Origin of the sequence: Streptomyces sp. CB02058 (assembly GCF_001905505.1) — a bacterium.
Lineage (GTDB): Bacteria > Actinomycetota > Actinomycetes > Streptomycetales > Streptomycetaceae > Streptomyces.
On record NZ_LIPG01000003.1, the window covers coordinates 240,635 to 259,591 of the forward strand.

General features: G+C 72.0%; 18 protein-coding genes. 17 read left to right on the forward strand and 1 reads right to left on the reverse strand.

Annotation, left to right across the window (positions count from 1 at the left end):
* The first annotated feature begins 31 nt into the window (after positions 1 to 31).
* The 16 genes from AMK10_RS14760 (at position 32) to AMK10_RS14835 (ending at position 17,411) form a co-directional block, all read left to right on the forward strand.
* The gene (locus tag AMK10_RS14760) at positions 32 to 1,558 is read left to right on the forward strand and encodes an ATP-binding protein (protein WP_241839541.1); all 1,527 of its coding nucleotides are present in this window, start codon (positions 32 to 34) and stop codon (positions 1,556 to 1,558) included.
* Positions 1,555 to 1,977 (forward strand): roadblock/LC7 domain-containing protein, encoded by a 423-nt coding sequence (locus tag AMK10_RS14765; RefSeq protein ID WP_073748240.1) that lies wholly within the window; start codon positions 1,555 to 1,557, stop codon positions 1,975 to 1,977. The genes AMK10_RS14760 and AMK10_RS14765 overlap by 4 nt, the downstream gene beginning before the upstream one ends.
* Complete coding sequence (locus tag AMK10_RS14770) at positions 1,974 to 2,327, forward strand: DUF742 domain-containing protein (protein WP_073748241.1); 354 nt, start codon at positions 1,974 to 1,976, stop codon at positions 2,325 to 2,327. The genes AMK10_RS14765 and AMK10_RS14770 overlap by 4 nt, the downstream gene beginning before the upstream one ends.
* A complete protein-coding gene (locus AMK10_RS14775) occupies positions 2,305 to 2,919 on the forward strand; it encodes a GTP-binding protein (RefSeq protein WP_073748242.1) in 615 nt (204 codons plus the stop codon). The genes AMK10_RS14770 and AMK10_RS14775 overlap by 23 nt, the downstream gene beginning before the upstream one ends.
* The gene (locus AMK10_RS14780; RefSeq protein WP_241839542.1) at positions 2,916 to 4,223 is read left to right on the forward strand and encodes a cytochrome P450; all 1,308 of its coding nucleotides are present in this window, start codon (positions 2,916 to 2,918) and stop codon (positions 4,221 to 4,223) included. The genes AMK10_RS14775 and AMK10_RS14780 overlap by 4 nt, the downstream gene beginning before the upstream one ends.
* 75 nt (positions 4,224 to 4,298) lie before the next feature.
* The gene (locus tag AMK10_RS14785; RefSeq protein WP_073748243.1) at positions 4,299 to 4,706 is read left to right on the forward strand and encodes a cell division protein SepF; all 408 of its coding nucleotides are present in this window, start codon (positions 4,299 to 4,301) and stop codon (positions 4,704 to 4,706) included.
* 7 nt (positions 4,707 to 4,713) lie between these two features.
* Positions 4,714 to 5,946: an AAA family ATPase gene (locus tag AMK10_RS14790; RefSeq protein ID WP_073748244.1), complete on the forward strand. Its 1,233-nt coding sequence runs from the start codon at positions 4,714 to 4,716 to the stop codon at positions 5,944 to 5,946.
* Positions 5,943 to 6,302, forward strand: coding sequence for a nucleotide pyrophosphohydrolase (locus tag AMK10_RS14795; protein ID WP_073748245.1), 360 nt, complete (start codon positions 5,943 to 5,945; stop codon positions 6,300 to 6,302). Before AMK10_RS14790 ends, AMK10_RS14795 begins: the two co-directional genes overlap by 4 nt.
* A 135-nt stretch (positions 6,303 to 6,437) precedes the next feature.
* On the forward strand, positions 6,438 to 6,962 hold the full coding sequence (locus AMK10_RS14800; protein ID WP_073748246.1) for a DUF6099 family protein: 525 nt from the start codon (positions 6,438 to 6,440) through the stop codon (positions 6,960 to 6,962).
* A 72-nt stretch (positions 6,963 to 7,034) separates the two neighbouring features.
* Complete coding sequence (locus AMK10_RS14805) at positions 7,035 to 7,958, forward strand: LLM class F420-dependent oxidoreductase (protein ID WP_073748247.1); 924 nt, start codon at positions 7,035 to 7,037, stop codon at positions 7,956 to 7,958.
* Between the two features lie 232 nt (positions 7,959 to 8,190).
* Entirely contained in the window at positions 8,191 to 9,102 is a 912-nt protein-coding gene (gene mmuM, locus AMK10_RS14810; RefSeq protein WP_382566663.1) for a homocysteine S-methyltransferase, read from the forward strand.
* A gap of 43 nt (positions 9,103 to 9,145) precedes the next feature.
* On the forward strand, positions 9,146 to 10,654 hold the full coding sequence (locus AMK10_RS14815) for a 3' terminal RNA ribose 2'-O-methyltransferase Hen1 (protein ID WP_073748249.1): 1,509 nt from the start codon (positions 9,146 to 9,148) through the stop codon (positions 10,652 to 10,654).
* Entirely contained in the window at positions 10,651 to 13,200 is a 2,550-nt protein-coding gene (locus AMK10_RS14820; RefSeq protein ID WP_073748250.1) for a polynucleotide kinase-phosphatase, read from the forward strand. The genes AMK10_RS14815 and AMK10_RS14820 overlap by 4 nt, the downstream gene beginning before the upstream one ends.
* Positions 13,201 to 13,277: 77 nt before the next feature.
* Complete coding sequence (locus tag AMK10_RS14825; RefSeq protein WP_073748251.1) at positions 13,278 to 14,510, forward strand: arginine deiminase; 1,233 nt, start codon at positions 13,278 to 13,280, stop codon at positions 14,508 to 14,510.
* Between the two features lie 166 nt (positions 14,511 to 14,676).
* The gene (gene argF / locus AMK10_RS14830; protein WP_073748252.1) at positions 14,677 to 15,693 is read left to right on the forward strand and encodes an ornithine carbamoyltransferase; all 1,017 of its coding nucleotides are present in this window, start codon (positions 14,677 to 14,679) and stop codon (positions 15,691 to 15,693) included.
* A 230-nt stretch (positions 15,694 to 15,923) separates the two neighbouring features.
* Complete coding sequence (locus tag AMK10_RS14835) at positions 15,924 to 17,411, forward strand: amino acid permease (protein ID WP_073748253.1); 1,488 nt, start codon at positions 15,924 to 15,926, stop codon at positions 17,409 to 17,411.
* On the opposite strand, the gene AMK10_RS14840 is transcribed toward AMK10_RS14835, so the two are convergent.
* Complete coding sequence (locus AMK10_RS14840) at positions 17,359 to 17,817, reverse strand: ATP-binding protein (RefSeq protein WP_073748254.1); 459 nt, start codon at positions 17,815 to 17,817, stop codon at positions 17,359 to 17,361. The two genes, AMK10_RS14835 and AMK10_RS14840, sit on opposite strands and share 53 nt — an antisense overlap.
* Before the next feature lie 296 nt (positions 17,818 to 18,113).
* Between AMK10_RS14840 and AMK10_RS14845 the strand changes: the two genes are divergently transcribed.
* Positions 18,114 to 18,941, forward strand: coding sequence for an enoyl-CoA hydratase family protein (locus tag AMK10_RS14845; RefSeq protein WP_073748255.1), 828 nt, complete (start codon positions 18,114 to 18,116; stop codon positions 18,939 to 18,941).
* Positions 18,942 to 18,957: the final 16 nt, after the last annotated feature.

The window sequence follows — 18,957 nt, forward strand, 5'->3', positions numbered from 1 at the left end:
GAGACGCGGTGACGCCGTGGTGGCATGGATCGTGGCACTGACAGCCGTCGTGGTGGCGATCTGGTCGGCCTTCCGCATGGATCAGGCCAGGCGAGAGGCGTACAACGCGGCGGCACGGGCCGAACTGGCCGACCGCCAGAACAAGGCCGCGGAGGCGCGCACCCTCGCCCTCACCGAGGAGATACGCCAGCTCGCCGAGAAACGGATACCCGCCGCGGCCACCGCGCTCTCCCACCGGACGGCACCCGTCCCGGGACTGCGGGAGGCCGCCGGGATCGAGGGCGACGCCGCACGTCTGCTGACCGAGGCCGTGCAGGCGGCGCGCACGGCGGTCCTGGAGGAACGCCGGCGCGTCGACGCGGCGGCACGCTCGGCCATGCGCGGCACCTCCGCGAAGATCCAGTCGCTGCTCAACCAGTCGCAGCACCTGCTCCAGGAACTCCAGCACGAGTACGACGACCCGCGCATCCTCCAGCTCGACTTCCGCAACGAGCTGGCGCTCCGCAGGACCCAGGCCACCGCCGTGCTCTGCGACGCCTGGCCGGGACTCGCCCGGCAGAACTCCTCACTCGTCGAGGTCGTGCTCGGCGCCCAGTCCAGGGTCCCCGGATACGAGCGGATCAAGGTCGCCAACCATCTGCGCCAGGAGCGGCTCGCGCTGGTCGCCAGGGCCGCCGAACCCCTCGCGATCGCGCTCGCCGAACTGCTGGCCAACGCGACCGCGTACTCCCACCCGGACACCGAGGTCCCCGTGACGGTCCAGCAGACGCCGGGGCGCGGCGCTCTGATCCTGGTCGACGACGCCGGTATCGGCATGGACGACGACGCGCTGAAGCGGGCCCGTGCCCTGCTGTCCGGCCCGTCCGAGGTACTGCTGACCGAGCTGGGGGACCCGCCGCGGACCGGCTTCGCCGTGGTCGGAAGGCTGATCGCGCGCTACGGCTTCAGCTGCCACCTCGAGTCGTCCCCGTACGGGGGTATGCGCGCGATGCTGCGCATACCGGCCCATCTGCTGACCGTGATGGACGACGACCGCACCCTGTCCGTGCTCGCCCCCAAGCCGGTGCACGCGCGAGGTGCCGGCGCGGGTGCCGAAGCCCCGGAGCCGGCCGGCCTCCCCGGGCGCACGGGAGCAGTCGAGCCCGGAGCCGCCCGATCCGGAGCCGTCGAAACCGCAGGGAACCCCGAGACCGCGGAACCCGCCGGACGCCCCGTGCCTGCCCGGCCCGCCGGAAGCGCCGTCACCGCTGAACCCGACGCGCCCGCCGCCCCCGTGGAGCCCGCAGTGACCGCCGACGACCGCGAGGAGCGCCCCGTGGGACTGCCCAGCCGACGGCGCAGATCCCGGCGCGCGGCCCCTTCCGACGTGCCGACCGCCCCCCGCGGGGCGGCGGAGGGGGAGTCCGCGCCCCGCACGCCCGAGCGGGCCGGAGCCGCCTGGGCGTCCCTCCAGGAAGGCACGCTCAGCGGCAGGAAGGCCCCGGTGCCCCCGGTGTCCGCACCCGCGGCATCCCCCTCAGCATCCTCATCGGACGATCAAGGAGACGACGAGAAGTGAGCACCACTCCCACCACCGGTGATCTCGCCTGGGTGCTGACCCCGCTGCTGGAACTGCCCGGCGTGCAGCACGCCGTGGTCGCCACCGGCGACGGGCTCGTCGAGGGCGCGTCCCCCGGCCTGGACCGCGCGTCCGCCGAACGCGTCGCCGCGATGACGGCCACCCTGCACGCGGCCGCCCGCGCCTTCACCACCGCCTTCACCGACGCGGAGTCCCCGCGCCTGGCGCAGACGGTGGTGGAGTCCGACCTGGGCTTCGCCATCGTCGTACCCGCCGGCAGGAACACGACCCTGGCCCTGTTCGCGGCCCCCGACGCGCACCTTGGGAACATCGCGTACCAGATGCAGGTGCAGGTCACCGCGCTGACCCGCGCCATGCACGCCCCCACCCGCCGGCCGGACGGCGCCGACCTGCCATGAGCCCCGGCCCAGGGCGCCGCCTGATCCCCGCCTATCTGGTCACCGGTGGCCGTCTCACGCCCACCGGCCCCGCGCTCGACCGGCTCGCCGTGCTCATCCGCACGGACTCGGCCCTGCCGCCGGACACCGGTGCGGAGCAGCGCAGGCTGTGCGAGCTCCTGCAACCGGGAGCCCTCACCGTCGTCGAGTGCGCCGCCCATCTGGAACTGCCGGTCAGCGCGACGGTCTTCCTGGCCACGGACCTCGTGGCCGCAGGACATCTGCACGCTCGACCACCGATCCCCAGCGCCGGTGAGATCGACCGGTCGCTCGTCGAGAGGCTGCTCGTTGGACTCCGTTCCCTCCACTGACCGGGGCGGCATCGGCTATCTGCCGAGTGCCGCCGAGACCCTGATGAAACTCGTCGTCACGGGTCCCTTCGGCGTGGGCAAGACGACACTGATCCGTACGCTGTCGGAGATTCCGACCCTGCACACGGAAGAGGCGATGACGCAGTCCAGTACGGGACTCGACGACACCGCCGGACTTCCGGACAAGACCACGACCACGGTCGCCGTCGACTTCGGGCGGCTGACCGTCCAGGACGACCTGGTGCTCTACATGTTCGGGACCCCGGGCCAGGAGCGGTTCTTTCCGCTCTGGGAGGACATCGCGCGCGGCGCGCTCGGCGCCCTCGTCATGGTCGACACCCGCCGGCTGGAGGACTCCTTCGCCGTCATGGACATGGTGGAGGAGCAGGGACTCCCGTACGCCGTCGCCGTGAACCGCTTCCCGGACGCCCCCGCCCACGCGGACGAGGTGCTGCGCAAGCACCTCGACCTCGACCCCCGCACCCCGCTGGTGCAGTGCGACGCCCGCGAGCGCCGGGGCAGCATCGACGCCCTGATCGCCCTCGCCGAACACGCGCTGACCTGCCTCCCCGCCTCCCAGGAAACGCCATGACCCCGCCCGTGCCCGGTACTTCGCCCGTGGCCGCCGCCCCCCTCCACGGGCGGCTCGCCCTCTACGGACCCGACTTCGCCGCCGACCCGCACGGCCACTACCGCAGGCTGCGCGAGCAGGGGCCGGTGGCCAGGGTGAGCATCGCCCCGGACGTCGACGCGATGCTGGTCACGGACTACCACGCCGCGGTCGATCTGCTGCGCGACACCGACACCTTCACCAAGGACCCGCGCGCCTGGCAGGAGGGCGTACCGGCCGACTCGCCCGTCCTGCCCGTGCTCGGTCACCGGCCCACCGCGCTCTTCACCGACGGCGCCGTCCACGCCCGCTACCGCGACGCCATCAACGACACCCTCGCGCTGATCGAGCCCCACCTGCTGCGCGCGGAGGTCGCCCGGGTCGCCCAGCGGCTCATCACGGCTTTCTCGGCCACCGGCACCGGTGACCTCATCGCCCAGTACGCCCGCCGCCTTCCGATGCATGTCTTCACCGCCTCGTTCGGGGTGGCCCCCGAGGACATCGAGCGGGTGGTCAGGGGCACCGCGGGGATGATGGACTCCGCCGAGGACTCGACCGCCGCGTACGACGACCTCGTCGGCGTCGTCACCGGCCTCGTCACCCGGCGGCGGGCGGTCCCGGGCCGCGACCTCACCTCGTACCTCCTCGCCCATCCGGCGGGCCTCGACGACGACGAGGCCGTGCGCCAGATCACGCTCATCATGAGCAGCGGCCATGAGCCGACGGCCAATCTGATCGGCAACGCGCTGCTGCGGATGCTCGGCGACACCGGCTACGGGGGCTCCCTGCACGGCGGCGCGACGACCGCGCAGGAGGCGGTCAACGACGTGCTCTGGCGCGATCCGCCGATCGCCAACCTGGGCGCGCACTTCCCGCGCCACGACACCGAGTTCCACGGGGTACCGCTGCGCGCCGGGCAGTTGGTGCTGGTCTCCTTCGCCGCCGCCAACACCCAGTCGCTCCCCTCCGCGTCGGACCCCGCGGTGCGCTCGGGCGACAGCGCGCATCTGGCCTGGTCGACGGGGCCGCACCGGTGCCCGGCCAAGCAGCCCGCCCTGCTGATGGCGATGACCGCGATCGAGCAGATCACCAGCCAGCTCTGCGACCTGGAACTGGCCGTCGAACCCGATGAGCTGATCTGGCGTCCGGGCCCCTTCCACCGTGCTCCGGCCCATCTCCCCGTCCGTTTCACCCCCCTCGATCCCTCTCCCGGACCGGACCTTTCCGGCCGTTCCGGCGCTGTCGATCACGTTCCGGCCCGTGTCGGTGGTACGCCGAACGGGTGAGGGGCGAGAGAATTGCCCGATGAACAGCGAGCGCAGCCGGCGCACAGCCAACCGGCATATGGACGGGGTGGTTCTGTGAGCAGGTACGACAGGTACGACAGGTACGACGCAACCGACGAGCAGTGGGAGGGTCTCGCTCAGGTCGTACCCCTGAGGGGCCGCAACGAATGGCCGTCGCGGGTCGACCACAGGGCGGTCCCCGACCAGCGGGAGTCGGCCGAGCAGCGGCGGCTGGTCGTTCTGCGCGTGCAGGTGTTCGCGGACGCGCGCGAGGTCGCCGAGTACCTCGTGGCACAGATCCCGGTGCTGCTCGACCTGACCGGCGCCGAGAGCGATGTGGCCAAGCGGATCCTGGACTTCAGCAGCGGCGTGGTCTTCGGACTCGGCAGCGGGATGCACCGGGTCGACCGCAACGTCTTCCTGCTCGCACCGGTCGGCATGGAGGTCGAGGGGGTCACCGCGGCGGGCGTACCCCAATCGTAGGAAGATCGTGCGGACAAAACGGTTCGCCGTCCGGCGGCGTGCGTACGGTCCGCCCATGACTGTGATCTCCACGAGCCCCACGGGGAGGACGGCTCCCGCGCCGTCCGCGGCGGCCCGCCCCGCCCGCCCCTTCGTCGGTGAGCTCCGGCTCGACGCCTTCGCCGCGCACCGGCGCACCGTCGTCCCGCTCGGTCCGCTCACCCTGCTCACCGGAGGCAGCGGCAGCGGGAAGTCGACGGCCCTGCGCGGGTACGAGGCGCTGGCAAGGCTGGCGGCGGGCGACCCGCTGGAGGACGTCTTCCCCGACCCGGCGGCCTGGGTGCCGGAGGGGGCGGGCGCCGACGCGCAGGGGCGACGCGGATTCAGGCTGGGCTGCACGGTGGAGGGCCCGGCCGGCCCGGTGAGGCTCGACCTCGCCGTGCAGGCCGAGCCCGCGCTCCGCATCGTCGGCGAGCGGCTGACGGGGGAGGGCGGCGAGACCCTGCTGAACACGGCGCTGCTCGATCCGCGCCGCCCCTTCGTGCAGGCCGCCTGGCACACCGCTGGGGCGGTCGCGGTGACGCGCGCCCCCTTCCCCGACGACCGGCTCGGCACCGCGCTGCTGCCGCTGCGGGTCGCGGGCACCACGGACGGGCAGTTGAGGGTGCTGGCGGCGGCCGAGCAGGTGGTCGTGGCGCTGCGGTCCGCGTTCGCCTGCGATCCCGAGCCCCGGCTGATGCGTGGGCCCGTGCCGGTCGGGGAAGGCCGGCTGACCTCGTGCTGCGACAACCTCGCCGAGGTCCTGCACCGCACCCACAGCCAGTGCGAGCGACGGCACGCCCGGCTCGTCGCCAGCGCGGACACGGGGTGCGCGGGGCAGGTGACCGGGCTGACCGTCGAAGAGCTGGGGGACGGGACCGTGCGGGCCAGGACGGAGCGCGGGCCGGGGCGCAGCACCCCGATCGCCCGCCTCGGCGACGGCGAGCTGCGGTATCTCGCCCTCGCGCTCGTGCTGCTGACAGGCCCGCACGTCCTGGTGGTCGAACCGGCGGCGGAGGTCCCCCCGGCCATGCAGGCGCTCACGGTCCTGGCCGACGGCCTCGACCGGAGCCTGGACGCCCGTCAGACGGGGGAGTTGCTGGCCCTGGCCGCCTCCATCTGCGCGGACGGCCACATGCGCCTGCTGGGAACGGTCGGCGAGGCGAACGCCGCCAGGGCCCGTGGGACGGCGGGAGTGACAGTGGTAGACCTGGCACCGTGACGGAACTGGATGTAGCGCAACTGCAGCGGCGGCTCGCCGACTTCGCGGCCACCCGGGACTGGGAGCCGTACCACACCCCCAAGAACCTCTGTGCCGCGCTGAGCGTGGAGGCCTCCGAACTGCTGGAGATCTTCCAGTGGCTGACGCCGGAACAGTCGGCCAGGGTCATGGAGGACCCCGACAAGGCGTTCCGTGTACGGGACGAGGTCGCGGACGTCCTGGCGTATCTGCTGCAGTTCTGCGAGGTCCTGGGCGTCGATCCGCTGGAGGCACTCGCGGCCAAGATCGAGCGGAACGAGGCGCGCTTCCCGGTGGCCGGCGGCGAGGCGCCGACCGATCGTCACTCTTCGGAGTGATCGACTTATCCACAATCGGATTACTGTCCACAGATTTCCGATTTCCTCTGGCTTTCATGTGCCGCGCACCTCACTGTGGGTAATGAAGAGGTGAGCGGGTTTCCGTACGGGCGGTATGGGCGACGGGGGAATCGCATGGAAGCGGAGCGGCTGATCGAGGCGGGGCGCGGCGCGCTGGCGGGGAGCAGGGACGTGCCGGCCGTCATGGCGGAGGTGTGGCAGGCCCAGGCTCTCGCCCGGGCGGTCGGCGGGCGGCTGGCGAGCCGCGGCCCAGCGGAGTTGCGGACGGACGCGCGCGGGCTCAGTGAGATCTGCGCCCTGGGCAGCGCGGTGTTCGACCACCCGATGGTTCCGGCCTCGGGCGTGAGAGCCTCGCAGCTCTCGGAAGTGTCCGATGTGCCGCGGGCGTTGGCCGCGCTCGCGCAACTGCTCGGTGAGGCGGGCATAGCGCTGGTGGGCGTCGCCTGCGGCACGGAGGAGGAATCGCTCTACTGGCAGTGCATCGAGGCGATAGACGCCGTGGACGAGTCGGTGGACAGGGTCCAGGGCATGTTGAGACGGCTCGCGGAGGCGGAGCGCGACCACGAGGGGGAGCAGGGGCGCGACGGCCCGTACGGCGTGATCCGGGGACCGGCGGGTTCCGTCTCCGGCCAGTCATGAGCCGGGGTGTCCGGCGCGGGGAGAGGAGAGGGGAGGCGGGGCGCGGCGGTTTCGAAGGTGCAGGATGGAGGCATGGATCTTCGAATCTTCACCGAGCCCCAGCAAGGGGCGAGCTACGACACGCTGCTCACCGTCGCCAAGGCCACCGAGGACCTCGGCTTCGACGCCTTCTACCGTTCGGACCACTATCTGCGCATGGGCTCCGGCGACGGGCTGCCCGGACCGACCGACGCGTGGATCACTCTGGCCGGTCTGGCTCGCGAGACCAAGCGGATCCGCCTCGGCACCCTGATGACCGCGGGCACCTTCCGTCTGCCCGGAGTGCTGGCCATCCAGGTGGCTCAGGTCGACCAGATGTCGGGCGGCCGGGTCGAGCTCGGCCTGGGCGCGGGCTGGTTCGAGGAGGAGCACAAGGCGTACGGCATCCCGTTCCCCAAGGAGAAGTTCGGCAGGCTGGAGGAGCAGCTGGCGATCATCACGGGTCTGTGGGAGACGGAGACCGGCAAGACCTTCAGCTACGACGGCACGTACTACCAGCTCACCGACTCTCCCGCGCTGCCGAAGCCGGCCCAGGCCAAGGTGCCGGTCCTGATCGGGGGCCACGGCGCGGTCCGCACGCCGCGCCTGGCCGCGCGGTACGCGGACGAGTTCAACATCCCGTTCGCGTCGATCGAGGACAGCGAGAAGCAGTTCGGGAGGGTCAGGGATGCGGCCGTGGCCGCCGGCCGGGCACCGGACGACCTGGTGTACTCCAACGCCCTGGTGGTGTGCGTCGGCAAGGACGACGCCGAGGTCGCCCGGCGCGCGTCCGCCATCGGGCGCGAGGTCGAGGAGATCAAGGCGAACGGACTGGCGGGCTCCCCCGACGAGGTGGTCGACAAGATCGGCCGGTACGCGGCCATCGGCTCGTCCCGTGTCTACCTCCAGGTCCTGGACCTGCACGACCTGGACCACCTGGAACTGATCGCGTCCCAGGTCCAGTCGCAGCTGGGCTGAGGTTCGCCGGGCCGAGCCTCGCCTCGCCGGGCCGAGCCGCGCTGGGGCGAGCCTCGCCGGGCCGAGCCGCGCTGGGGCGAGCCTCGCCGGGTCGAGCCGCGTCGGGGCGAGCCGGGCCCGGCCGGAACAGCCGACCGCGGCGGAGCACGGGTCGCGGGAAGCGGACGGCATGACGCCGAGCTCAGGACACCGACAGCAAGGAGCAGCTGTGCACCCCGCCCGGACTCCGGATGTGCCGCCCGGCCGTACGCTCGGCGAGGCCCTCGCGGAGGGAACCGTCCTGCTGGACGGCGGTCTCTCCAACCAGTTGGAGGCGCAGGGCTGCGATCTGTCCGACGCCCTGTGGTCCGCCCGGCTGCTCGCCGACGCGCCCCAGCAGATCGAAGCGGCCCATACGGCCTATGCGCGGGCTGGGGCGCAGGTGCTCATCACCGCCAGCTACCAGGCGACCTTCCAGGGCTTCGGGCGGCGCGGGATCGGGCGGGCCAGGGCCGCGGCGCTGATGGCCGGCAGCGTGGTGGCGGCCCGCCGGGCGGCCGCGGTGGCCGGGCGGGAGCGCTGGGTCGCGGCATCGGTCGGACCGTACGGGGCGATGCTCGCGGACGGCAGCGAGTACCGAGGCCGGTACGGGCTGACGGTCAGGGAGCTGGAGCGTTTCCACCGGCCACGGGTGGAGGCGCTGGCCTCGGCGGCTCCCGACGTGCTGGCCCTGGAGACGGTGCCCGACATCGACGAGGCCGAGGCGCTGCTGCGGGTGGTCGAGGAGTTCCCGGTGCCCGTCTGGCTCTCGTACAGCGCGGCGGGCGACCGGACCAGGGCGGGGCAGCCGCTGGCCGAGGCCTTCGGGCTCGCGGCGGGCATCGAGCAGGTGATCGCCGTCGGAGTCAACTGCTGCGATCCGGCCGACGCCGACCGCGCGGTGGAGATCGCGGCCGCGGCGACCGGCAAGCCCGTCGTCGTCTATCCGAACAGCGGGGAGGAGTGGGACGCCGAAGGCAGGGCCTGGGCGGGGAGCAGCACCTTCGAGGCTTCCAGGGTGCGGGACTGGCAGCGGGCAGGAGCGCGGCTGGTCGGTGGGTGCTGCCGGGTGGGGCCGTCCGAAATCGCCGCGCTGGCCGGTCGACTCGCACCATCGGGTCGCTGAAAATGCCTGGTGGGAGGCGGGCCCCGGGCCCATACTCGGACGGGTGTTCCTGACTATCGGCACCACCGGCACCCCTGAGCGTCCCGCCACCGATCTGGGCTTTCTGCTGCACAAGCATCCCGACAAGGCGCAGACGTTCTCCACCTCGCACGGGACCGCGCACGTCTTCTATCCCGAGGCGTCCGCGGAGCGCTGCACGGCCGCGCTCCTGCTGGAGGTGGATCCGGTGGCGCTGGTCCGCCGCGGCAAGGGCAAGGGCAGGGGCGGAGCCCCCGACGCGGCGCTCGCGCAGTACGTCAACGACCGGCCGTACGCGGCATCGTCGCTGCTCTCGGTCGCGATGACGACGGTGTTCAAGTCCGCGCTGAACGGCGTCTGCCGGGCGATGCCCGAACGGGCCGAGGAACCTCTGCCCCTGCGCATCGAGGTCCCCGCGCTCCCCGCGCGGGGCGGGGCGGAGCTGGTGCGCAAGCTGTTCGCCCCGCTCGGCTGGACCGCGGTGGACGCCGTGGCCGTGCCGCTGGACGAGCAGTTCCCGCAGTGGGGCGACTCGCGCTACGTACGGCTGGTGCTGGAGGGGGAGCTGAGGCTCGCGGACGCGCTGCGCCAGCTGTATGTGCTGCTGCCGGTGCTCGACGACGCCAAGCACTACTGGGTCGCGCCCGACGAGGTGGACAAGCTGCTGCGGGCGGGCGAGGGCTGGCTGGCCGGACACCCCGAGCAGAAGCTGATCACCAGTCGCTATCTCTCCCGTCGCTGGGGGCTCACCCGGCAGGCGATGGAGCGGCTCGAACTGGTGCGGCTGGCAGAGACGGACGACCTGGAGGTGGAGAGCGTCGACAACGCGGTGGATGAGACCACCGACACCGAGGAGAAGCCGGTGCCGCTCGCCGAACAGCGCCGCGAGGCGATCCTGGAGGCGCTGCGCGAGGCGGGGGCGAGCCGGGTGCTCGACCTGGGCTGCGGCCAGGGCCAGTTGACGCAGGCGCTGCTCAAGGACGTCCGCTACACGGAGATCGTCGGAGTGGACGTGTCGATGCGCGCCCTCACCGTCGCCGCGCGCCGGCTGAAGCTGGACCGCATGGGGGAGAGGCAGGCCGCGCGGATCACCCTCCGCCAGGGCGCGCTCACCTACACCGACAAGCAGCTGAAGGGGTACGACGCGGCGGTGCTCAGCGAGGTGATCGAGCACCTCGACCTGCCGAGGCTCCCCGCCCTGGAGTACGCGGTGTTCGGCTCCGCGCGACCGGGCACCGTGCTCGTGACCACGCCCAACGTGGAGTACAACGTCCGCTGGGAGACGCTCCCCGCAGGACATGTGCGCCACAGCGACCACCGCTTCGAGTGGACCCGGGAGGAATTCCGGGACTGGGCCGGGCGAGTGGCCGAACGCCACGGCTACACCGTGGCGTTCGTGCCCGTGGGACCGGAAGACCCCGAGGTGGGACCGCCCACGCAGATGGCGGTGTTCACGAGGGGCACGGCCGCCGGAACGACGGCCGGCAGCGGCACGACGGACCGGACGACGACGAAGGAGGCGAAGGCCGCATGACCAGTACCCGTACCTCTCGCACGCTGCCGGTGACCGACCTGTCCCTCGTCGTGCTCATCGGCGCCAGCGGATCGGGCAAGTCCACCTTCGCCCGTAAGCACTTCAAGCCCACGGAGGTCATCTCCTCGGACTTCTGCCGGGGCCTCGTCGCGGACGACGAGAACGACCAGAGCGCCAGCCGTGACGCCTTCGACGTGCTGCACTACATCGCGGGCAAGCGTCTCGCCGCGGGCCGGCTCACCGTCGTCGACGCCACCAATGTGCAGCCCGAGAGCCGCAGGCAGCTCGTCCAGCTGGCCCGGCAGTACGACGTGCTGCCCATCGCCATCGTGCTGGACCTGCCGGAGGAGCTCTGCCAGGCGCGCAACGCCGAACGCCCCGACCGTGCGGGCATGCCCCGCCATGTCGTCCAGCGCCACCGCCGCGAGCTGCGCCGCTCGCTGCGCGGCCTGGAGCGCGAAGGCTTCCGCAAGGTGCACATCCTGCGCAGCGAGGAGGAGGCCGACTCCGCCGAAGTCGTCCTGGAGCGCCGCTACAACGACCTCCGGCACCTCACCGGACCCTTCGACATCATCGGCGACATCCATGGCTGCAGCTCCGAGCTCGACACCCTGCTCGGCAGGCTGGGGTACAAGGACGGGGCGCACCCGGAGGGGCGTACCGCCGTGTTCGTCGGCGACCTCGTCGACCGCGGACCCGACAGCCCCGGAGTGCTGCGCCGCGTCATGTCCATGGTGGCGGAGGGCAACGCCCTGTGCGTCCCCGGCAACCACGAGAACAAGCTCGGCCGTTACCTCAAGGGACGCAAGGTCCAGCACACCCACGGTCTCGCCGAGACCATCGAACAGCTGGAGCGGGAGGACGCCCACGACCCCGAGTTCCGCAAGCGCGTCGCGGAGTTCATCGACGGGCTGGTCAGCCACTACGTCCTGGACGACGGCAAGCTGGTCGTCTGCCACGCGGGGCTGCCCGAGAAGTACCACGGGCGCACCTCCGGCCGGGTCCGTTCGCACGCGCTGTACGGGGAGACGACCGGCGAGACCGACGAGTTCGGCCTGCCCGTGCGCTATCCGTGGGCCGAGGACTACCGGGGCAGCGCCGCCGTGGTCTACGGCCACACCCCGGTGCCCACCGCCTCCTGGGTCAACAACACCCTCTGCCTGGACACCGGCGCCGTCTTCGGCGGGAGGATGACGGCCCTGCGCTGGCCGGAGCGGGAGATGGTCGACGTGCCCGCCGAGCAGGTCTGGTACGAGCCGGTGAAGCCGCTGACCACCGAGGCGCCCGGAGGGCGGGAGGGCAGGCCGCTCGACCTCGCCGACGTGCAGGGCCGCCGCATCGTGGAGACCCGGCACATGGGCCGGGTCGCGGTGCGCGAGGAGAACGCCGCGGCGGCGCTCGAAGTCATGAGCCGGTTCGCGGTCGACCCCAGGCTGCTGGCCTACCTCCCGCCGACCATGGCCCCGACGGCCACCTCCCACGAGGAGGGCTTCCTGGAGCACCCGGCCGAGGCCTTCGCGCAGTACCGCGCGGACGGCGTCACCAAGGTCGTCTGCGAGGAGAAGCACATGGGCTCGCGCGCCGTGGCGCTGGTCTGCCGTGACGCGGCCGCCGCCCGCGAGCGGTTCGGGGCCGACGGCCCCACGGGCGTCCTGCACACCCGCACCGGCCGGCCGTTCCTGGACGACCCGGCGCTCACCGAGGTCGTCCTCGGCCGGCTGCGCACGGCCCTCACCGCCGCCGGACTCTGGGACGAGTGGGAGACCGACTGGGTGCTGCTCGACGCCGAGCTGATGCCCTGGTCCCTCAAGGCGGCCGGACTGCTGCGCTCCCAGTACGCCGCGGTGGGCGCCGCCGCCGGGGCCGTCCTGCCGGTGGCCGAGGACGCCCTGTCCGCGGCTGCCGCCCGGGGTGTCGACGTCGGCGCCCTCGCGGGCCGCCAGCGCGAGCGGGCAGCGGACGCCACCGCGTTCACGGAGGCGTACCGCCGCTACTGCTGGAGCACCGAGGGGCTCGACGGGGTCCGGCTCGCGCCGTTCCAGATCCTGGCGGTGCAGGGCCGCTCGCTGGCCGCCGTGCCGCACGACGAGCAGCTGGCATGGCTGGACCGGCTCGTCGAGCACGACCCGACCGGCCTGCTCCAGGTCACCCGCCGGCTCGTGGTCGACACGGGTGACGAGGCCTCCGTGCGCTCCGGCATCGACTGGTGGCTCGAGATGACCGGCCGCGGCGGCGAGGGCATGGTCGTCAAGCCGCTCGCCGCGCTCGTGCGGGACGACAAGGGCAGGCTGGTCCAGCCGGGCATCAAGGTGCGCGGCCGGGAGTATCTGAGGATCATCTACGGCCCCGAGTACACGAGGCCGGAGAACCTCGACCGGCTGCGCTCGCGGTTCCTCGGCCACAAGCGGTCGCTGGCCCTGCGGGAGTACGCCCTCGGCCTGGAAGCCCTGGACCGGCTGGCCGAGGGGGAGCCGCTGTGGCGTGTCCACGAGGCGGTCTTCGCGGTCCTGGCGCTGGAGTCGGAGCCCGTCGACCCGCGCCTCTAGCAAGGCGGGATCGCCCCCGCCGGAATCGGGTGGCGGTTCGCAGGGTGAACGGCGCTCCGCGCGGTGAGGATGGAGACATGGGATTCCATGTCGATTCCGAGGCCGGGCGGCTGCGCCGCGTCATCCTGCACCGCCCCGATCTGGAGCTGAAGCGGCTGACCCCGAGCAACAAGGACGCGCTCCTGTTCGACGACGTGCTCTGGGTGCGCCGCGCCAGGGAGGAGCACGACGGCCTCGCCGACGTGCTGCGCGACCGGGGTGTCGAGGTCCATCTCTTCGGCGACCTGCTCCGTGAGTCCCTGGACATCCCGGTGGCGCGCAGGCTCGTCCTCGACCGTGTCTTCGCGGAGAAGGAGTACGGCCCGCTCGCCACCGAGCATCTGCGCGCGGCCTTCGAGGACCTGCCCGCGGCGGAGCTGACCGAGGCCCTCGTCGGCGGGATGACGAAGCGGGAGTTCCTGGAACGGCACGCCGAACCGACCTCCGTCCGCTTCCATGTGATGGATCTGGACGACTTCCTGCTCAGCCCGCTGCCGAACCACCTCTTCACCCGCGACACCTCCGCCTGGATCTACGACGGCGTGTCCATCAACGCGATGCGCTGGCCCGCCCGGCAGCGCGAGACCGTGCACTTCGAGGCGATCTACCGGCACCACCCCCTGTTCACCGGCCCCGAGGCGGGCGTCTTCCACCACTGGTCGGAGGGCCAGGACGACTACCCGTCGACCATCGAGGGCGGCGACGTCCTCGTCATCGGCCGGGGCGCCGTCCTGATCGGGATGAGCGAGCGCACCACCCCGCAGGCCGTGGAGATGCTGGCCAGAGGCCTCTTCGACGCCGGGTCGGCCCGGACCATCGTGGCGCTCGACATGCCCAAGCGCCGGGCGTTCATGCACCTCGACACGGTGATGACGATGATCGACGGGGACACCTTCACCAAGTACGCGGGGCTCGGCATGCTCCGCTCCTACACGATCGAACCGGGCAGCGGCCCCCGGGAGCTCAAAGTCACCGACCATCCCCCCGAGCACATGCACCGGGCCATCGCCGCCGCGCTCGGCCTCGACTCCATCCGTGTGCTCACCGCCACCCAGGATGTGCACGCGGCCGAGCGGGAGCAGTGGGACGACGGGTGCAACGTGCTTGCCGTGGAGCCCGGGGTCGTCATCGCCTACGAGCGCAACGCCACCACGAACACCTATCTGCGCAAGCAGGGCATGGAGGTCATCGAGATCCGCGGCAGCGAGCTCGGCCGGGGCAGGGGCGGCCCCCGCTGCATGAGCTGCCCGGTGGTGCGCGACCCGGTGTGAGGCGTCGCCCGGTGGTGCGCGACCCGCCGTGAGGGGTTGCCCCGGCGGATCGCGCACCACCGGGCCGGGCGTACGGGCGCCGACATGGCTCTGTATAGCAATACAGGCCGTCGTATAGACTTCCAAGACAAGTCCGTACGCCTCAGCCCGCCCAGGAGCGATCACCATGGCCATAGACCTCGCAGGCCGCCATTTCCTCAAGGAGCTGGACTTCACGGCCGAGGAGTTCCGCGGCCTGGTCGACCTGTCCGCCGAGCTCAAGGCCGCCAAGAAGGCCGGCGAGGAGGTGCAGCGGCTGCGCGGGAAGAACATCGCCCTGATCTTCGAGAAGACCTCGACGCGCACCCGGTGCGCCTTCGAGGTGGCCGCCGCCGACCAGGGTGCCTCCACGACGTACCTCGACCCCTCCGGTTCCCAGATGGGGCACAAGGAGTCGGTCAAGGACACGGCCCGGGTGCTCGGCCGGATGTTCGACGGCATCGAGTACCGGGGAGACAGTCAGCAGGCCGTCGAGGAGCTCGCCGCGTACGGCGGTGTCCCCGTCTTCAACGGGCTCACGGACGACTGGCACCCCACCCAGATGCTCGCCGACGTCCTGACGATGACCGAGCACAGCGAGAAGCCCCTGGAGCGGATCTCCTTCGCCTACCTGGGCGACGCCCGCTTCAACATGGGCAACTCCTACCTGATCACCGGCGCCCTGCTCGGCATGGACGTCCGGATCGTCGCGCCCGCCGCCTACTGGCCGGTCCAGGAGATCGTGGACCGTGCGCACGAGCTCGCGAAGTCCAGCGGTGCGCGCATCACCCTCACCGAGGACGTCACCGAGGGGGTCCGGGGTGCCGACTTCGTCGTCACCGACGTCTGGGTCTCCATGGGTGAGCCCAAGGAGGTCTGGGACGAGCGCATCACCGCCCTCGCGCCCTACGCCGTGACCATGGACGTCCTGCGCGCCACGGGCAACGACGATGTGAAGTTCATGCACTGTCTCCCGGCCTACCACGACCTCGGTACGAAGGTCGCCAGGGAGGTCCACGCACGGCACGGGCTCTCCGAGCTGGAGGTCACCGACGAGGTCTTCGAGTCCGCGCACTCGGTCGTCTTCGACGAGGCCGAGAACCGGATGCACACGATCAAGGCCGTCCTCGTCGCGACGCTGGCGGGTGGCCCGAAGACCGCATGAACATGCACCCGATTGGGTGAACATGCGTGCAAGTGGCTACCATGGGGTCACTTGGTGGGGTTCGGGCTCGCACGTCCGGACCCCTTTTCATGTGCCGGACCCGCCAGAGGTCCGGGGCTTCGTGCGCCGGGCCGTCAAGCGCAGGGGCACACATGGGTACGTCCAGGCCTCCCCACGGGCCCCCGCATCACCAGAGTTCCTGCACCACCAGAGAAGAGACCCGTCCCCCCATGAGTCCCACCACCCCTGCCCCGCGCCGCCCCGCGAGCCCCTCCCGCGGTACCGGGGCGCGCATCAAGAGCCCCGAACTGCTGCTCGCGGAGTCCGGGGGAGACCTGGAAGGGCACGGCCTGCGCCGCAGCATGGGGCTGTTCCAGCTCGTGTGCTTCGGCGTCGGGGCCATCGTCGGCACCGGGATCTTCGTCGGCCTGTCCGACAGCGTCGCCGAGGCCGGTCCCGCCGTGGTGGTCTCCTTCGTCCTCGCCGCCGTCACCTGCATCTTCACCGCCTTCTCGTTCGCCGAGCTCGGCGGCGCCATCCCGGTGTCCGGCAGCTCCTACTCCTTCGCCTACGCCACCCTCGGGGAGCGCGTCGCCTTCCTCGTCGGCTGGTGCCTGCTGCTGGAGTACGGCGTCTCGGTCTCCGCGGTCGCGGTCGGCTGGAGCCAGTACGTCAACGAGCTGCTCGACAGCCTCGTCGGCTGGACCCTCCCCGAGGCGCTCTCCTCCGGACCGGGTGACGGCGGTGTGATCAATCTGCCCGCGGTCGTCGTGGTCATGATGGCCGCCACCCTGCTGGTGCGGGGCATCAGGGAGAGCGCGCGCGCCACGGCGGCGATGGCGGTGCTGAAGATCGGCATCCTCGTCGCGTTCTGCGCGATCGCCTTCACCGCGTTCGAGGACGGCCATCTCTCGCCCTTCGCCTCCCACGGCATGGCCGGGATCACCGCCGGGGCGTCCGTGGCGTTCTTCTCGTACATCGGCTTCGACGCCATCACCACCGCCGGCGAAGAGGTCAAGAACCCCCGGCGCAACATCCCGATTGCGATCCTGATCTGCATCGGCCTGGTCACGCTGCTGTACTGCGCGGTCGCCCTCGGGGCCATCGGAGCCCTGGGCGCGGACGCCGTGGGTGACAAGCCCGCCGCGCTCTCGCTCGTCGTCGACCAGGTCACCGGGTCGAGCGTCGGCGGCGGGATCATCGCCTTCGGCGCGGTCGTCGCGATCGCGTCCGTCGTGCTCGCCGTGATGTACGGGCAGACCCGCATCCTGATGTCCATGTCCCGTGACGGGCTGATCCCCCGGGTCTTCGAGCGGGTCTCGCCGAAGACCCGTACCCCCGTCGCCAACACATGGATCGTGGCGGTCGTCTTCGCGGTCCCTGCCGCGTTCTCGTCGCTGGACGTCGTCGTGAACCTGACGACCATCGGCACGCTCGCCACCATGGCCGTGGTCAACATCGCCGTGATCGCGCTGCGCCGCCGCAACCCGGAGCTGAAGCGCTCCTTCCGGGTGCCGCTCTATCCGGCCAGCCCGGTCCTGGGCGTCGGATTCTGCCTGTACCTGATGTACGGGACGGGCTGGACGACCTGGGTGCAGTTCGCCGTCTTCCTGGCCGTCGGCGCCCTCGTGTACGCGGGATACAGCCGCAGCCGCTCCCGGCTGGTCAGTCCTGGGGAGCCGCGGGACCTGGCGGCACAGGAGCCGAAGGCAGAGTGAACCAGACCGCCTTGCCGTGCTCGGTGGGGCGGTGACCGCAGGCCGAGCTGAGTGCGCGGATCAGCAGCAGTCCGCGGCCGTGCTCCTGCCACGGGTCGGGCGTGCTGCCGGGCAGCAGGCGGGAGAGGTCGCCCGGTGGGCCCGGGTCGTGGTCGTGGACCTCGACCTGGCAGCCGGACGCCATCAGCTCGACCACCAGCTCGATGGGCCCCGAGCCGTCGGTGTGCTCCACCGCGTTGGCGACCAGTTCCGCGGTCAGCAGCTCGGCGGTGTCGCAGTCCGCGGGCGCTTCGAGCTCCGCCAGCGCCGTGCGGACGAGGGCACGGGCGATCGGCACCGCGGCCGTCGAGTGCGGCAGGGCGATGCGCCATGAGGCGGACGGGGGCTCGGGGGCGTATGGCGGCACGGCGGGCGTTTCCGTTCAGGGACGAGGCATCCGGCGGGGGACCGCTGTTCCGGGACTGCTGGGACCGGGAACCGCGTCATCCGCTACCGGAGGGTACGGCGTTCCGTACCGGGACTTCCTGCGCTCAACCATACGAAGTGCCACGGCGGAGACATAGGGTCGGCCGACCAGTACAAAAGGGACCTTCGCCACACCTGCCCCTGTGAGGGCTGTTGCGTCCTCGTGACGGAAGTCACGGATGAGTGATAGCTTCGGGAGGGACCAGCAGCAGCCCGACGGCTGGAGGGGACCCTTCCATGAGCCCGTTCACCGGCTCCGCCCCGCGCACGGAGCGCTGGCGGCATCTGCGCCTGACGACGCACGACGGAGTGGCGACCGTCACACTCGCCCGGCCCGAGAAGCTCAACGCGCTCACCTTCGGCGCGTACGCCGATCTGCGCGACCTCCTCGCCGAGCTCTCCCGCGAACGCTCCGTGCGTGCCCTGGTGCTCGCCGGTGAGGGGCGCGGGTTCTGCTCGGGCGGGGACGTCGACGAGATCATCGGAGCCACGCTCGCGATGGACACCGCGCAGCTGCTGGACTTCAACCGGATGACCGGCCAGGTCGTGCGGGCCCTTCGCGAGTGCCCCTTCCCCGTCATCGCCGCCGTCCACGGGGTGGCGGCCGGCGCGGGAGCCGTCCTCGCCCTGGCCGCCGACTTCCGGATCGCCGCCCCCTCCGCGCGCTTCGCCTTCCTCTTCACGGCCGTCGGTCTCTCCGGCGGAGACATGGGAGCCGCCTACCTCCTGCCGCGCGTCGTCGGCCTCGGCCACGCCACCCGCATCCTGATGCTCGGCGAACCCGTCCGCGCCCCCGAGGCCGAGCGCATCGGGCTGATCAGCGAGCTGACCGGCGAGGGCGAGGCCGACACCCGTGCCGCCGCACTCGCCAGGCGGCTCGCCGACGGGCCCGCGCTCGCCCTGGCCCAGACGAAGGCGCTGCTCACCGCCGAGCTCGACATGCCGCTGGCCGCGTCCGTGGAGATGGACGCCGCCACCCAGGCCCTCCTGATGAACGGCGAGGACTACGCCGAGTTCCACGCCGCCTTCACCGAGAAGCGGCCGCCGAAGTGGCGGGGCAGGTAGCGCCGTGCGCACCCCG

Bases quoted from the DNA above. Each gene is read 5' to 3' on its own strand.
- AMK10_RS14845 (WP_073748255.1), top strand. From the start codon at position 18,114: ATGAGCCCGTTCACCGGCTCCGCCCCGCGCACGGAGCGCTGGCGGCAT.
- AMK10_RS14835 (WP_073748253.1), top strand. From the start codon at position 15,924: ATGAGTCCCACCACCCCTGCCCCGCGCCGCCCCGCGAGCCCCTCCCGC.
- AMK10_RS14825 (WP_073748251.1), top strand. From the start codon at position 13,278: ATGGGATTCCATGTCGATTCCGAGGCCGGGCGGCTGCGCCGCGTCATC.
- argF (WP_073748252.1), top strand. From the start codon at position 14,677: ATGGCCATAGACCTCGCAGGCCGCCATTTCCTCAAGGAGCTGGACTTC.
- AMK10_RS14770 (WP_073748241.1), top strand. From the start codon at position 1,974: ATGAGCCCCGGCCCAGGGCGCCGCCTGATCCCCGCCTATCTGGTCACC.
- AMK10_RS14805 (WP_073748247.1), top strand. From the start codon at position 7,035: ATGGATCTTCGAATCTTCACCGAGCCCCAGCAAGGGGCGAGCTACGAC.
- AMK10_RS14780 (WP_241839542.1), top strand. From the start codon at position 2,916: ATGACCCCGCCCGTGCCCGGTACTTCGCCCGTGGCCGCCGCCCCCCTC.
- AMK10_RS14800 (WP_073748246.1), top strand. From the start codon at position 6,438: ATGGAAGCGGAGCGGCTGATCGAGGCGGGGCGCGGCGCGCTGGCGGGG.
- AMK10_RS14820 (WP_073748250.1), top strand. From the start codon at position 10,651: ATGACCAGTACCCGTACCTCTCGCACGCTGCCGGTGACCGACCTGTCC.